The organism is Xenorhabdus sp. TH1, from assembly GCF_037260955.1.
In the GTDB taxonomy this organism is placed as follows: Bacteria; Pseudomonadota; Gammaproteobacteria; order Enterobacterales; family Enterobacteriaceae; genus Xenorhabdus; species Xenorhabdus griffiniae.
In genome coordinates, this window is the sequence record NZ_CP147735.1 from 17691 (window position 1) to 32431 (window position 14741).

A 14741-nucleotide genomic window follows, 5' to 3' on the forward strand; every position below is an offset into this window, starting at 1 on the left:
ATTAAAGAGACTAAAAAAGCAATTTTGTTTTTTACCATATCGGATATGCTCTCCCTATAATGTCTTGCTCTGAAATAATCCCCCAATACCGCGAGTCAAAACTAATTTTTGTCCTTCCCATCATCCACAAATGGCCTATTGGGATCACACCTGTCCTTGTCAGTTCTTGCTCTGTATGGCCTGATTCTTTCGCCAGTAACAGTCCTTCCCCAACCATACTGTCGTTTATCGTTGTTTCTTCGCCATTCACGGCTACACGGTCATTTGCCATTCCATCGACATACTTAATGGCAATGCCTTTAATATATTGGGATTTGAACGCAAATAGCTTCCCTTTCGTGATGTTTTTGTCGCCTTTATCTATTAGGTAAATTCGATACTCTGGTATGCATGGGTAGTTTTGTGCATCAATCCCGAAAGAGAATCGGTTGAAAATGTAAAGGCTGCTGGGTGCAGCAAATATAGCGACAAGAACCATATACACCCCTTGTCGCTTCCAGCTTCGCTTTTTCTTTGACACTCGCGCGTAGATTCTTTTGAAAATGTTTTTTTCATTTTCATTATTCAGGTTTGAGTTTCCCACTGATAAATATCTCGCTAGGGGCATCATAAACACCAGATTTGGTGAGTATGACAAACCCTTTTTCTGATAACGATTTAGCCCTGCTGTTAATGACGGCGATTTCTTGCGGTGATTTGATAGACCCATCAGGATTACTTAAATCGACTACCGCAAATTGCGTCACAAGCGTTTTTGGCGGTTTAAAGTGCAGGAACAACCCCGCACCAATAAAACCACACAGAACGGAGATGAGCGCGTTTTTAACCATTTCACACCCCCGCGATACATTCGTTAATGGCTTCGATGACGTCTTTACCTTGCTTGATTTTTGACTCAATCGCGCTAACTTCTTCTGATTTTGTCGTGTAGAGCATGTAAGAGAAATCATCGACCAGTAACCGACTAATACCGCTCCCCATTTCACTCATAATGAATATTTCAGAAAACACCCCCGCTTCGCTGCGGACTGTTTTTAAAAATTCATAACCCGTCTCGTTTAGCGGCAGACGTTCTTCTTTTCTGGCTTTGTTGATAGAGGATTCCGTCTGGCCCAACATCGCCAGATAAGCGGAGTTATCCGTGATCGCAAGCCCTACACTGTCTTTATACATATCATTAATCGACTGCGTAATGGTGATTGCCGACCCATAGTATTTTCTGAAACGTCTGTACCCTTTTTCGATGAATTTACCGATATTCCCTGTTAATAAAGCCCATGCCTCATCAATAATGACAATCTTCATTTGGCTTCTGTCACCAAGAAACATATCTTGTTGGATTTGATAGATTAACTGCATCAAAACGATTTGTTTTAAATGTTCAGATTTTTCAATGCGCCCAAGCTCTAAAACGGTAAACATATTTTCAAAGGAAATATTGTTTTTCCCGATAAAATATTTACCGTATTGACCTTCAGAGGTGAATGGATATAACTGTTCGCCAACATCCCTTATCCGCTTATCTTCATCTTTTTTTAAGGATTCTGCTACCTTATCAATAGTGGTTTCACGCCCATGCTGCCTAATGAGTTGGGCAACGTGTTTCTTTAAACGTGAAGTGGCATAATCGTCTAATCCGTTTTGCGGTGCCGCCATGACGGATAGCAAGCCAATGATGAGATCTTCTTCCCCCGTTCCATCTTCAGCATCATCATCCTCACCAAAATAGTCCTGTATTAATTCAAAGAAGTTAAGGCAAGGCTTGGTTGCGGGATTGAAGTCTATGTATGAACCTTCAAACATATTACACAGCTTTTTGTAGGAATCCCCCGCGTCAATGACCCACACTTTCGCGCCGAGCGACCGATAAGATGAAATAATGTAGTTCGTGAGAAATGATTTACCCGATCCCGATGTGGCTGCAATACACATATTGTAGTTGGTATTGCTCTGAAATATGTTCAGGTTTTGGATCTGACCGTTTCGGGAAACCAGTGTCAATGCGGGATCACCCACCCCCTGCCAATCGGCATAGAGCGGAGATAATACCAATGCTTCTTCTGCTGCCAATGTTTTAGAGCGACCCAACACGCTATCTGCTTTCGCTTCGTAGAACATAGGCAATGAAGCAAGAAAGATAGGCGCAACGAAATTAACGTCTGGTATCATTTTGAATGACAAGTTGTTGAAATAACTCGCGGCTTCCTGCACTGACTTATTGAGTTGTGTCACGCTGTTGGCAAAAATAGAAATGGTCAGTGACGATCTGAAAATGGGCTGTCCTTCATCGACTTTATGGGCCAATATGTCAAAACCCTGACTGGTGGTTTTCATGGCGGGCACTAACCTAGCGGTGGGTCCATCGGCATTTCGGGTGGCGATTGTCCGCTTACTGGTGAAGCTGGTTTTCGCTGCCTGTTGATCTGGATAGAGTAACGTCATGGTGATGATACACGGGTTTTTTATCCCCGTTGATCCATTCATTAAATCGCCAAGATAGTATTGCGCCTGCCCTTCCTGAAAACGTCTTGGCAACGATTTTGCGGACAATGTACGGATAAAGGTTGTGTCTGTGTCTGTTTTGGCATCTTCATCTTCGGGATTACCAAAACCCACATATTTTGACCTGATGAAAAAAAGGCTATCCATTTGCAATAGCTGTTCGGCAATGCTTTTTTCTTCATCAACTTCAATCGGTAGCCTATCCCGCCAGTGGGCATTTTCGCCCTGCTGTAACATACTGCTTAACGCAGCAATATACATTTGCTCATTGAGCCTTTGGGGACGAAAACCCGTAATGCGTAATGTTGTTTCGAGGCTAGTTTGAATTTCCCGCAACACAGCCAATTCATCTTTGGTTGGTGACAGTTCGGTTTTGATTGGCGTTTTTACGGTAATGTATAACGAACAATTTCGTGCTTTGGTATTCGTTCCCCGAAACGGGACTGCTGTGTGCTTTAACAGGAAATCAGAACGTTTTAGGCACGTTGTTTTCATTATCGGGCTAGGGCAATTCATACGCATAAAATCAGCCATGTTGATAATGTGGCTGATGTTGGGTGAAGCAATAAGTGATATTTGAATAACCGTGTTATTCGGGAAATATCCTGATAAAAGTGTTTTTAGTTGCGAAAGCTCACCGCTACCCGTACCCGACAACGGCACACACTTAAATCCAATAGCAACGTATTTGTTCTCACAGACAAATATGTTTTCATCGTCCATTTCAGCGATAACAGGGCATAGGGAAGAAAATTTTTTAATGTCTTGCATCCTTTTTAAAATTACAGCGGTAGCCATGATTATTTTGCTCCATTCTCGATAAAGGTCTTCAAGCCTTCAGTTGGTTTCCCTACGCTGTATTTTCCGTCATTTCGGATCACAAACGGGATCATGCTCACCCCAAAGACTTGTGCGGTGATTTCGCGTCTGACTAACGCCTCTTTATCGCAGTTTTCTATCTGCTCAAACTTGATGGTGTTATCGCCTGTGATAATTGCCCTATCAGCACGGTAACGGTCTTTCGCGCAATAAAGCTCATAATTGCGTTGCTTACTCCTGTCGCCTAATACGCCCACCGATAACACATGGATGGTGTGTTTTTCAGGATCTAACTTGGATAATTCTTTTAAGGCTATGACGCACTGCTCACAATATGGATCGGTAAAGATGATGGTCTGGTTTGGTCCTTTACCCCACGTTGCTGACTGTAAATCTTCCATTTTGATATTCAGGCTGTTCAGTGGGATCATGGAGGCATATTCTTTAATGTCTTCAAAGGTGTTTAAATCTTTTTTAGCCCATGTGTCATGCAGCACACCTTTGATAACAAAACGACCGTTGGAGGTGAGAAGTTGCAGTTTCCCATTATTTTGGAGTGCAATGATCCCGTTTGTTGGCAGAAGATATTTCACAACATCGGGCGTTTTGTTCGGATTTTTTTCTAATGCTTCTTTGTTAAAAACAGTTTTCGTACGGCTTTTTTCAATATCGTTATAGCCTTCTTCTGCAAAGCTGGTTGCGGTAAACCCTACGAGAGCCAATGCAATACATAAAAGTGTTTTTTTCATTACCGATCCCTTATCGAAAGAACGTATTCGCATTGCCATATTCTTTCAGATTTAAAAAAAATTTATTCCATGTAAAATAAAAAAAGGACGTTAAGCCCTTTCTTTAAAATGATTTTTACCTGTTTGTTGGCGGTGCTGGTCTAGGTTCTGGTGATTGCAATGGTGTCAGAACTGCGTTGGCTTTGTTACTATGTCTGGGTTCTCCAACGTCCCATGTTCTCGGCGCAATTTCCGTATAGATATATCCCGCCACGACTAAATCACCCTCCGTATTTTCGTAAGGATCAATAAGAATGCGCATGACCATTGATTCACTGCGGATAGGTTGTGGATTGGCTGCGGGTTTTGGTACAGGCGTGTATTGACCTGATTCAGCGACCATCCTTTGATTTCTTTTTCCTTTGGTGAGTAATTGAATTTCATCTTTTGTTACCGATTCCCCATTTTGCTGTTTTTTGGAAACAAGGTCGATTTTTTCCTGATAATCATCACCATCCGTCAGCTTGTGAACATCCCTGACACTCATACAAGTCACGGAATTTGGCATACCTTTACAGCCAAACTCGCTGTTTCCTACCAATGAAGAACACGCACCCAATGAAAGAGCAACCATCCCCATTAGGGGGGCAAGTATTAGTTTTTTCATTTTGTATTTTCCCTAATGGTTAATTGGTTTGCCTGAAGTCCAGTTTAACGCCTTTAGTCACAACAAAATCAATGCTTCTCGCGGGATCAATTTCAATGACAGGAAACAGGTCTTGTGCCATATCAATGTAAAAATCAGCCAGTCGATTCAACGCCCCACCCACACCTTTCATGGCTGCGCCTTGTAATTTGTTACTGTTAATTTGCTGGTATGGGGCTTCATAATTTTCGCCAGCACGACCCACTGTGATTGTTGGCATCCGCTGAACACTAAACATTTCTGCGCCCGCTTGTAAGAAACCCGCTATCAAGGCTTTTGCCAGATATTGGCCTTGCTTTGTGACCAAGCGACCCCTTACTCCCGCTTTACCGTCCTCGCCAACCGCGTAGGAATCAAATGTCGCTTCAAACACTGCACCATCATCCCTAATACACGTGATGGTATTGCTTCGCAAATAGGCCCTTTCAGACGATAACTCACCGTAGCCAGATGCCAAGATCCCACACTCCCGAATATCTGCCGAAAAGTCGTTAGGTAAGATGGCTTCTTTCTTCACGCGCAGCAGCATCGGGTATGGGTTTTCACGGGCTTGCTTTGCCGTTGGCGCATCCATCCCTGATAGGGCAACAGTGGGTATGATTGAGGCTGCGGGTAAATATGTGCCTTCAACGACTTCTTCATGACTGTTTTTTGAGTCGCTTTTTGACTGATTTTTAACCTCTTTTTTTTGTTCAACACTATCATCTGTATCACCGTCAAAACGCATGATTTCAGGGTAGTCTTCTTCTTTTGCAAAATTATCTGAATGGGTTTCGTCTTTTACATTCTCATTTTTCTGCAATCTGTTTCCGTCTCTCATTTGATTCGTGCTGTAAGGAATATTATTTTGGCTGTAAATATCTTGAAGCTTTTGTTTTTCCTGCACCTTTGGCGTTTTTGGTGTTGCCGCTGGCGTGGGTATGACATAACTTTGTTGATTGTTGAGCTTGAAATTCAACTCGTTGTTTTCTTTCTCAAGTCGGGTTTGCTTCCGATTGAGATCACTGATTTCTTTTTGGTCTGCAACCCGTTGGTGCTCCATTTTTGCCAGTTGATCCTCAATGCGTCTTAAATCTGCTGCAATTGACTCTTGGCTAACGCCTTGCGTGTCACCGCTTGTAATGAGATTACTGCTAGGCTTGTTGTTTTCCTGTTTAACCGTATTTTTTTGTTCAGGTGTGCTTGTAAATAAATACAGTGCCAAAACCAACAGAAAACCGCCCCCGCCCCACAAAACCCCTTTTTTTGATTTTGGGGATAGATTGTCATATTTCTCTTTTATCGACATGGTTAATCACTCCGCTAGGCGAGGACGCATGGAGGATGATATAGCCCCTTGTGATCCGCTATCGTTTCTGATGACAAAATAGGCTTCGGTCTTTTGGTTAGGGGCAAGCGTGTTATTGCTCCATAAGGCTCTTGCAGCAAGGCGAGGATGCGTACACAGCGACTCATCGACAAGTACCGTTGATGGCCCAGTGTTGGTTGCCACGCCGACTATCACGCTAAAACGTGATCCGGCAATGTACTGCCCGTTTTTGAATGAATATTGAATATTGTCCTGTTCGCTGCCCGTTCTGAACAGGCAGTTTGGTATTGATACATTGTTGTCTTTTAGATCCGTGATTTCATATCCATTTGGCAAGTCACCTAATGCAATTGTTTTAAGGAGTTTTGTGATGGTTTTCGCGTAGGTATCACTTTTCTCCCACCGTTCCGCTTTTTCCTTGTTTGCCCCTTGTATCGCGCTTGTAGGGCTATAATACTTACCGTTGGTAAAGTGAGGGTTATTGCGGTTAGCCTCTTTAGTGAGTAACAGTGTGGCTTCAACTGGGGGTCTTTTTTGTGGGTGCAACGATAATGAGATTGCCTTTGATTCATCACCTTTGTTGGTGATGTACATGGCGATAGGCTCATTTTTGTAAGACGTTAAATAAATCACATTCCCTTCTTTCGCTATTTTAATGCTGTTTTTCTTAATGACCTGTACCACAGGTTCAGGGAACGGAGTCACTATCCTGTTCGGTTGCCCGATTGAGATAGGTATCAACGTGTTTTCACCTGAATGTATTGTGTACGTCATTCGTGAGTCCAACGGCGGCGGTGCTTTATTTGACATAACCGAACTCGGCACGGGCTGGATGTTGTTATCACTCAGATCGGTAGCGATTTCTTCAATATGGCTTTCAGCCTGATAATGATTGGCAGTCGGGGATGTTTTTTCCGGTTTTGAAATGGATTGTGATTGTTTCGTGGATTTTAGGGGCGCTTCAGCTTCGCCATAAACGAAGATTGTTTTTGCCGAAACAGAACCGCACACAAGGCATGAACAAATCACAGCCTGCCAGATTAGCTTAACCTTAAAATCAATCATTGATTCTGCTCCCTTTAACGATTTGTTCTGCTTCTGAACCCTCTACGATCTTGCCCTCATGTTTCTTGGCTTCATTTGAAGGTAATTCAACCCCACCATTTTTAAGCCGAATATTATCCACTACGGGTTTATATCCCTTGATAAATACGGTCACAATATAAGTCACTGAATAGGCTGTTTTTTTACCCGTGATACTTTTAATCTCTTGTGTGCCTTCAACAAAGTACACGCCTTTTGCCATTGGGTCTGACGAAATCTTCGTCGGGCTGAATGAGACTGAAACCCTGTCCCTTTTAATTTTCCCTATTTCGTCATCAATGGTTTGCATGATTGCACCGCGATTTGTGGGGGCTAAAAATGGCTCGAGCGACTCTTTGATGAACTTAACCGATGTGGGATTGGCATTCCCGAGCAGCGTGGCAATATAACCCGCCCATGATTGCATATAGGCGGTAGAACCTTCGTTATTATCAATCCATGAAGTTGTTGTGAGATTGGGCGGTACAATAACCACACGCTCGTTTTTTGTAAAAACCAAAACGATTAACACGATTGATACAATGGCAGTGCAAAGGTTTGTAATGGTTAATGTATTATTCGTTTCCCTCAGTCCCGATAATGTATTTCTCAGTTTTGAAAATTTCATACCGTAAATTCCCTATCAAATGCGTCAGGTATAAATGTGATTTTGTTTGTGCCAATTCCGAATTTCCAATAGACAAGATGGGCCAAATATTTATCGGAGGCTTTGTCTAAAAAACGCCCATATATTTTGCTCAGAATAAGCCCAACAAGAACCATTAATATGAGTCGCCCTGTCACTATCCCGATCCCCATCATCACCATGAAAGGAAACAATTCATCGACGGTCCAAAAGAACATGCGAGGGGGTGCATCTACGCTATGGGAGATCTCTACTATTTTTGACATTTTTTACTCCGTTTGGGTTAATTGCCCCATGACAGCTTGTATTTCAGTGATGGGTACAGCGCCTTGCACCAATACCGCCTTGCTTTTATAGGAAATGATCGTGGAGGGCGTTCTATCTAAATTTAATCCGATCGCTTCTTGCGTATCGAAAGCAATTTTCGCACCACCGCCACCGTTGTTGACGCATGTCCCAAACGTTTTCTCATCCAAAGAGAAGTTATTGGCTAACTCTTTAATAGGAACATTGAAACTCCCGTTTCTTTTGCTATCAAAAAGGTATTTTGCTAATTCAAAAAATCCGTAGTTCCCTTTTTGCTGATAGGCACATTCGACTAATGTAGAGAGATACAATGACCGTTTTCCGTGTCCGAGGGTGTGTTTGAACACCAACGCAACATTTCCACCAGAACTATCAACGAAACCAACCATTTCAGGGAACTCAGACTGACAGTATTCACACTCGAAGTCTGAATAATGGATCAACAAAAATGGCGCGTTTACGTTTCCATAAATACGGTCATTATCGGAGGAGGGCTGATTGATGGCGTTTTCTTCTTTTTCATCGTTCACGGACAGGGTGTCACCCGCCCCGTTATCCGAAACCGTATTGGGTTTGGTCCTTTTCATTACCTGATTGTAACCAGAAGCTAAAATGTATTTTTTAAAGAAACCGTTTAAGTCAGTGTCATTTTTAATTGCCGGGATTTTGATGTGGTCTACAGCGACCTGAAGCTCGGCGACATCCTGTTTTGTTTTTAACAAAATGGCGGTGTTTATGGCGGTTGCCACCACGGTTAATCCCAAAAGCGCCTTAACGATGACTGGTTTGCATTTTGAAAAGTTACTTTCCATTTTTCTTCCCTAAATCCAGCAAGTCAGTCGGTTTTATCATTTTCTGGTTCGGTTTCTTGTTCAGCTCTTTTTCCATATCCTCTTTTGTCAGGTCAAAGAGTTTGAGAACGAGGGTATTTTCATCCGATAAATACATCACACTTTCGTTTACCCGACTCACATCCTCTCTTAACTGATCCGTTACCCGTGATAACGTGATGGTTACGGACAGCATGGCAACGTTCAGACAAAGCAAAATGGCGAACAAGATTGTGAATATGGGGATTTGGTTTTTCATCTTCTTGAACATGGTTATTCCTCGCGTTGTTTCACGATCATAACAATGCCCAAAAAGAAAATTTTAAAGATAGGCACATAAAATGCGCCTATATATTCAAATCTGTTTCGGTAGGTTGCTGATGATGAGGATGATTGCCATTGGAACAACAAACAGGGCCATAATTGCATTAATCACAGGAGGAACAGGGAGCGGTATAATGATGGATAAAACCATAAGAAACACACAGTAACCAACCAGCTTGATACTTCTTCTGTTTAAAAATGGCGACACGTAGGAAAAGTCATACTGCTTCCGTTTCCATTGGCACAGCCCGGCAATGACTGAGGGGACAAGCATGATGAAGAAAAACGGGATCCAAAACGAGAGCACGGATAACCGATAAGTCACCATATACAGGTGATAACAGATCACCGTGGTGATATTTTTGAAAAAAGGGAGAAACACATTACTGATGTTGTTAAACGTGTTTTCCAATTTATCTTCGGATTTTTGGGCGGGGTTAAAATAGGTTTTTAGCACATCGTTAATGCCTGTTTTAACAAAATAATCAGTGTAAAGCGCATTGGCGTAAGGGAGTATTGTGCCGTTAAAACTTTTCTGCCCTGTCATGACTTCACCCATTTTTAGTTCTCTTACCATATTCGCCTTGTACCAACTGGCAGGGATGAAAATGGATAGGATCATCAATAGGGTTGTGCAAATGAATAACAGCTTTTTTATTGAAAAGCTATTCCCACCTTTATCAGAACCAAACATGGGTTATCCTTTTTCCAAAATGGTTTTTGACAAAAAGGCCTCGACCCGTGCGGGGATTTTGTATTTTTTGTACTCTTCGTAGACAGTGTTTTTTTTGAGCAGGGCTAAAAACGTCATTTGCTTTAAAAGCAAGATGGATAGGTTTTCCCAATCGTCAAGTGAGTCGTCCTTTTTGCGAAAATAATATTTCTTTAGCTGTTCCAGCGTGTAGTTGTGAAAAGCAGTTTGGTATTCTGAATCCCGTATTGAATCTTCCATTTTCTTGAAAACATCGAAACAAATATCCCATTGGGTCAGGAATGAAAAGTAGTACGAATCCAGTTCCGCATTGTGAGTGGTTTCCATTTTTGGAACATACCTTGTCATAATAAACCTTTATTACCTTTATAAATATTAATGAGTTGCTTTAACTTTTCTTTTTCTTCCGTTGATTTTGGTAGCGTCACAATAGGTATCTGTCCTTTACATATACGCCCCGCTTGTAAGATAGCAAAAAATTCCAAATTCGGTAGGTTACCGAGAAGTTGAGACGGAAAAAATTCGCCTTCTTCCTCCATGATCCTTTCGCCAATACTCCCTGTAATTTGTTCGGGATCGGCCCCCGCACTTGTTCCATGACCTCGCTGAATGTATTTGAATTTTGCTTTCGGTATGCGTTCAATAATGTCTTTTTGGCCTTGCACGTTAATCGTCCTCAACGCGATATTGTGGTTAGCATTAACGTTCACTTGCTCTTTCTTTGCTTCTGAACCCAGCGTCGCTACATAATCTGTAGTTGATTGTGAGGCAATATACAAATTAAACCCTGCACCCCGTCCCTTATTTTGAAGCCGTATCACCTGATCGTTAATGACCTCGGCGGCTTCATCAATCAAAATGATGGTGTCGTGCTTCGCCTCACCCCGCGGTCTGGCATAGTTGTATATATCGGCGGCGACTGCGGTGATATCACTTAAAAATATTGACCCTACCGCGCTCCCCTTATCACCGTCAGCCAGCGCATTTAAGCCTAGATAGAACATGCCATTCGTTGAAATAATATCTTTAGTGCTTGTCGTCACCCTATCGTCACGTTGATTGTTTAGGGAGGGTGATAATACTTCGTCTAATCCGTCACTGGTGAGCATGGTCAGAACAGGTAAGGCATTGAGTATCATTTTTTGAAAGTGTTCGCGGTTGTGCTGCATTAAATCAATGCCACCTTTAATGAAGGTATACTCTTTTATCGGTGCAATATCGTTGTAGTAAAAATGGATCCTGATAGCGGCATGGGCCATTTTAGAACCCGTGTTTCTCTCTAATTTTTCATAACCCAGCCTACGGTCTAAAATGTCGTTATACACATCGGGAAACAGTTCTTCGCCTAACTTATCTATCGCCAATGTCAGTAGTTCTGCAAAGTAGTTTAAATCCGTGCCCAGTTGCGCTTTCAGGTTAACCAATGTGGGTTTGATTTTGACGAAATTCATGAGCTGAATCACGGTTGTTAGTGCCATTGTTGCAAACGAAAGAAACGGATCTGTCGTGTTATCTGACTTCTGAATGACCGAAATAATCCTGTTGGCGATTTCGGTTGAATTGGTGAAGTTGCTGATAGGTGAAATGCTATTTGACTTATTCAGGTGAGCAATCGAGAGATAGTAATAATCATCTTCCCTGTTCGTCAGTTTCATACACTCACGCATAAACCCCGCGATTTCTTCATCGTTTTTCGGATCGACAAAAATAAGCGGTATTCTTTTAATTGCAGCCTGTAAGATGATTAACTTGTAAAAAGTGGTTTTACCCGATCCGGTTGTGCCCGTGATTGACGTATGCAAAGTGAGCATGTGATCGGGAACGTTTATCCACTCATTTTTATTGCCTAACTGGTGAATCCATCCGTACCCCATTGAATCATCGTTATCAGGCACAAAACGGTCAGCGTTACCCGTTTTAACAATTTCATGCGCCCGCTGCCCTTGTTCGTGTTTCCAAATGAAACCTTTCCCAATGAGGGTACTCTCGGGGTTTTTGATCATTTGTCTGACAATCTCTTCGGCGGGTACAAAAAGCGGTTTAGGTCTCATTTTTAACTTGTTGTGTAGCGCCGCTATTTTCAGTGCGTTAGGGAAGACTTTAAGCGCAAAGATGCCTTGTATCGCTACCGTTGAGATTGTCGCGGCGGGAGGCATTGACAGATAGCTTCCCACACCTATCGTTGTCAGTATCCCCGCTCCCCAACCAAACAATTCATAAAGCTCATAATTGGGTCTGAATGGCATTAAGTGTTTCCAATCATTCATCTTTTACGATCACTCTTAAATTATGATTTCGGAGGTAGCTATCAAAATGGATTGCGATGAGTTTTAATAATACTTTTTCTGATACGTTGAGGGCTTTCGCGGCTAAATACATACCGTCCTTGTTGAGTACGTTGACCTTGTTCTTTTCAGAAGAGGAATGAGCCTGTATGGTTTTCCGTAGGCTATCAGGGGTAATTTTTCTTTCATCTTCGGTCAATTCCAGCAACTCTTTAATTTCAATGTATTTTGTAATGATATAGATATCGTCCAAAATTTTTCTATTTGAAATGTAATATCGTTTGGATCGCATTACCGTTAATGGGGTTCCCTGTTCAGTCAATGCCATGTTCGATAGCCATTCATTCGGGAATATTAATTTTTCTGAACACAGGAAATGGTTCTGATTGATGCTTTTTAGCAGTTCCTCTTTTCCCATGCTCAGTATGTGATTTTCAAATGCTTCCCTATATCTTAAAGGAACTTGTCTATACAGATTGGTATGCTGGTTTTGTCCATTCAACGATATCGTGCCAATCGATGTAAATGTCTTTTCCATCTTTGGTTGTTCAGCTTCTAGCTGTTGCACAGAAGTCTGTTCTGCGTTGTTTTTTTTCACAGCAACTTGTTTATCTTTAGCCTTTTTATCGGCAATCAGGGTTGTTTTTGTCGGGTTGGTTTTGGAAATGTCGTTTGCATGTGTGGGTTCACCCAGCGACAATGAAACTTTATGTTTTTGCGTTGATGGCTTTACCTCCAACGCGGTAAGGGAGGGGGTTTTGTTCGTCATGGTGTTAGAGGTAGGCGTTTTCAGCTTCAACTCGGTTTTAGGTGCCATTGCCGAAGGAATAGGTGACAGTGCAGGACTCGCAGAAATAGGGGTAAGCTCAGACTCAGGCTTTTTCTCAGTTTCAGGTATAGCATCTTCTAAAACGCCCAAACCAGAAAGCAGGCCCAATATCGTTTCTTCTGTCGCTTCTTCAGTGATGAAAATGTCTTTCTCTTTTTTATTTTTAGTCGGGCCGTTCGATTCCGTTGGGTCGATATTGGTATTGACTTCGGGTACGTTCTCAGGCACGTTTTCTGATCTTGCGGTAGGCTCATATTTCATCCATTTTTCCGCTTTTTTCACATAAGCCGTTGTTGGCATCGGCTGTAATACATCACTAAACAACGTATCCGGTGATTTCAATTTCAGACAATACATAAACATTGGCGGCTCTTTGATAAATTGTGTTGGCAAGCGGTTTTCAGCGAGGATCTTCTCAGGGATCACTTTCCAATAGATAGAGCCATTTTCCCCTTCCTCTATCAGTTCATTGGACAACATAATTTCACCTAATGAGTCTGCTGATTGAGGTATAAATACACCTAACTCTTTAATTCTATTATAAATAACTTCTGCTGCTTTCTGCCATATAACATAAATCCCATCCGTTGTGACCCAAATAGGGCTAGGAGGAACGTTGGGTTTCCATTCATTTGTTGATATCAGTAGGCGCATAATATCAACCATGCGTTGTATTGTACTGACCCCCGTTCCTGCGGAACGTATCGCATCACCCGATGTTCTCTGCATATCTTCTAACACGGATTTTTTATCCGCATTAATCACCAGCTCAATTAACGCATTACTTCTTTTTTGTGCATCAGTCGGCGTTAAGTTCGATATGGCATCAACCACTTTGAAAAAGATATTCCTGCTGTTTTGCTGTAAGATCTCAATGACCTCAGCGGGGACAATCTTTTCAATGAGTGAGGAGGCAAGTAGCTTGTGATTGTTGAGCCGGTTTTTGTTCCACGATAGATAGTACCTATCTATTCCATTTTCTACCGCCCATTCAAAAATACATTTTCCGCTGGGCTTCCATTGCAGCGTACCGTCTTTATTCCATATCTCGTAATCTGTCACGGGTTTACCAATATCATGCAGCAACGCTGTGACCACGACCGCTAACCGCCACTTGATAACCATCCTTGATTTTTGTTCGGGGTTTTCTTTTTCATCAAACTCAATCACTTTCATTGCCTTGACCGCGTGATAACAAACTTCGAGGTTGTGGCGTAACAGGCCGCCTTGGGCACGGTGATGATGATGTTCGGATGCCGGGAATAAATGCACAAAATCAGCCACATTCAGCAATAATGGCATGATGTATTTTTCAAAATCATCGCCAAGTTGCACCTCTTTCCTGATCATTCGAACCATATCGCGTTGCGTTTTTTCCAATAGTTGCCGTCCTGATAGCCTTGCCGGAAACCCTTCGAGTTTAGGCGGGTAGCCAACAGACATTTTGAATGTATCAATTTGTGCTTGGGTATCTTCGGGTATCGCGACCTCGCCGACTAACAAGGGGTATTCTTCCTTCTTAGCGACCGCATAAACGGGCATATTAGGGGGGTTATCATCGCCTAAATGGTCTTCATTTTTCTTCAGAAAATAGGATTTTGCTTTCCCAAAACCTGACGATAATTTATCCCAAATTGACGGGTGTTTTCCGCTATTACACAT

The 14741-nt window shown here is 42.2% G+C and carries 15 protein-coding genes; all 15 read right to left on the bottom strand.

Annotated features, from left to right (window positions below; translation table 11 throughout):
• Positions 1-31 precede the first annotated feature (31 nt).
• A complete protein-coding gene (gene lepB / locus WDV74_RS16685) occupies positions 32-478 on the bottom strand; it encodes a signal peptidase I (protein WP_338885739.1) in 447 nt (148 codons plus the stop codon).
• Between the two features lie 82 nt (positions 479-560).
• The gene (locus tag WDV74_RS16690; protein WP_338885740.1) at positions 561-830 is read right to left on the bottom strand and encodes a hypothetical protein; all 270 of its coding nucleotides are present in this window, start codon (positions 828-830) and stop codon (positions 561-563) included.
• 1 nt (position 831) lies between these two features.
• Positions 832-3300 (bottom strand): type IV secretion system protein TraC, encoded by a 2469-nt coding sequence (gene traC / locus WDV74_RS16695; RefSeq protein WP_338885741.1) that lies wholly within the window; start codon positions 3298-3300, stop codon positions 832-834.
• Between the two features lie 2 nt (positions 3301-3302).
• A complete protein-coding gene (locus WDV74_RS16700) occupies positions 3303-4070 on the bottom strand; it encodes a DsbC family protein (RefSeq protein WP_338885742.1) in 768 nt (255 codons plus the stop codon).
• A gap of 115 nt (positions 4071-4185) precedes the next feature.
• Positions 4186-4716, bottom strand: a complete 531-nt coding sequence (traV, locus tag WDV74_RS16705; protein WP_338885743.1) for a type IV conjugative transfer system lipoprotein TraV — start codon at positions 4714-4716, stop codon at positions 4186-4188.
• A gap of 19 nt (positions 4717-4735) precedes the next feature.
• Positions 4736-6043, bottom strand: a complete 1308-nt coding sequence (locus WDV74_RS16710) for a TrbI/VirB10 family protein (protein WP_338885744.1) — start codon at positions 6041-6043, stop codon at positions 4736-4738.
• Between the two features lie 6 nt (positions 6044-6049).
• Positions 6050-7129: a type-F conjugative transfer system secretin TraK gene (locus WDV74_RS16715; protein ID WP_338885745.1), complete on the bottom strand. Its 1080-nt coding sequence runs from the start codon at positions 7127-7129 to the stop codon at positions 6050-6052.
• Entirely contained in the window at positions 7122-7775 is a 654-nt protein-coding gene (locus tag WDV74_RS16720; RefSeq protein ID WP_338885746.1) for a TraE/TraK family type IV conjugative transfer system protein, read from the bottom strand. The genes WDV74_RS16715 and WDV74_RS16720 overlap by 8 nt, the downstream gene beginning before the upstream one ends.
• Positions 7772-8059 (bottom strand): type IV conjugative transfer system protein TraL, encoded by a 288-nt coding sequence (gene traL / locus WDV74_RS16725; protein ID WP_338885747.1) that lies wholly within the window; start codon positions 8057-8059, stop codon positions 7772-7774. Before traL ends, WDV74_RS16720 begins: the two co-directional genes overlap by 4 nt.
• Positions 8060-8062: 3 nt before the next feature.
• Positions 8063-8911, bottom strand: coding sequence for a thioredoxin domain-containing protein (locus WDV74_RS16730; RefSeq protein WP_338885748.1), 849 nt, complete (start codon positions 8909-8911; stop codon positions 8063-8065).
• A complete protein-coding gene (locus WDV74_RS16735; RefSeq protein WP_338885749.1) occupies positions 8901-9200 on the bottom strand; it encodes a hypothetical protein in 300 nt (99 codons plus the stop codon). The genes WDV74_RS16730 and WDV74_RS16735 overlap by 11 nt, the downstream gene beginning before the upstream one ends.
• An 84-nt stretch (positions 9201-9284) precedes the next feature.
• The gene (locus WDV74_RS16740) at positions 9285-9947 is read right to left on the bottom strand and encodes a DUF4400 domain-containing protein (RefSeq protein ID WP_338885750.1); all 663 of its coding nucleotides are present in this window, start codon (positions 9945-9947) and stop codon (positions 9285-9287) included.
• 3 nt (positions 9948-9950) lie between these two features.
• Entirely contained in the window at positions 9951-10292 is a 342-nt protein-coding gene (locus tag WDV74_RS16745; RefSeq protein ID WP_338885751.1) for a hypothetical protein, read from the bottom strand.
• Positions 10293-10309: 17 nt separating this feature from the next.
• Entirely contained in the window at positions 10310-12211 is a 1902-nt protein-coding gene (traD, locus tag WDV74_RS16750) for a conjugative transfer system coupling protein TraD (RefSeq protein WP_338885752.1), read from the bottom strand.
• A gap of 13 nt (positions 12212-12224) precedes the next feature.
• On the bottom strand, positions 12225-14741 hold the full coding sequence (mobH, locus tag WDV74_RS16755) for a MobH family relaxase (protein ID WP_338885753.1): 2517 nt from the start codon (positions 14739-14741) through the stop codon (positions 12225-12227).

What these genes read in the sequence shown, in the direction of transcription:
- lepB (WP_338885739.1), bottom strand. Translation starts at nt 478, where the DNA reads ATGGTTCTTGTCGCTATATTTGCTGCACCCAGCAGCCTTTACATTTTC.
- WDV74_RS16690 (WP_338885740.1), bottom strand. Translation starts at nt 830, where the DNA reads ATGGTTAAAAACGCGCTCATCTCCGTTCTGTGTGGTTTTATTGGTGCG.
- traC (WP_338885741.1), bottom strand. Translation starts at nt 3,300, where the DNA reads ATGGCTACCGCTGTAATTTTAAAAAGGATGCAAGACATTAAAAAATTT.
- WDV74_RS16700 (WP_338885742.1), bottom strand. Translation starts at nt 4,070, where the DNA reads ATGAAAAAAACACTTTTATGTATTGCATTGGCTCTCGTAGGGTTTACC.
- traV (WP_338885743.1), bottom strand. Translation starts at nt 4,716, where the DNA reads ATGAAAAAACTAATACTTGCCCCCCTAATGGGGATGGTTGCTCTTTCA.
- WDV74_RS16710 (WP_338885744.1), bottom strand. Translation starts at nt 6,043, where the DNA reads ATGTCGATAAAAGAGAAATATGACAATCTATCCCCAAAATCAAAAAAA.
- WDV74_RS16715 (WP_338885745.1), bottom strand. Translation starts at nt 7,129, where the DNA reads ATGATTGATTTTAAGGTTAAGCTAATCTGGCAGGCTGTGATTTGTTCA.
- WDV74_RS16720 (WP_338885746.1), bottom strand. Translation starts at nt 7,775, where the DNA reads ATGAAATTTTCAAAACTGAGAAATACATTATCGGGACTGAGGGAAACG.
- traL (WP_338885747.1), bottom strand. Translation starts at nt 8,059, where the DNA reads ATGTCAAAAATAGTAGAGATCTCCCATAGCGTAGATGCACCCCCTCGC.
- WDV74_RS16730 (WP_338885748.1), bottom strand. Translation starts at nt 8,911, where the DNA reads ATGGAAAGTAACTTTTCAAAATGCAAACCAGTCATCGTTAAGGCGCTT.
- WDV74_RS16735 (WP_338885749.1), bottom strand. Translation starts at nt 9,200, where the DNA reads ATGTTCAAGAAGATGAAAAACCAAATCCCCATATTCACAATCTTGTTC.
- WDV74_RS16740 (WP_338885750.1), bottom strand. Translation starts at nt 9,947, where the DNA reads ATGTTTGGTTCTGATAAAGGTGGGAATAGCTTTTCAATAAAAAAGCTG.
- WDV74_RS16745 (WP_338885751.1), bottom strand. Translation starts at nt 10,292, where the DNA reads ATGGAAACCACTCACAATGCGGAACTGGATTCGTACTACTTTTCATTC.
- traD (WP_338885752.1), bottom strand. Translation starts at nt 12,211, where the DNA reads ATGCCATTCAGACCCAATTATGAGCTTTATGAATTGTTTGGTTGGGGA.
- mobH (WP_338885753.1), bottom strand. Translation starts at nt 14,741, where the DNA reads ATGTGTAATAGCGGAAAACACCCGTCAATTTGGGATAAATTATCGTCA.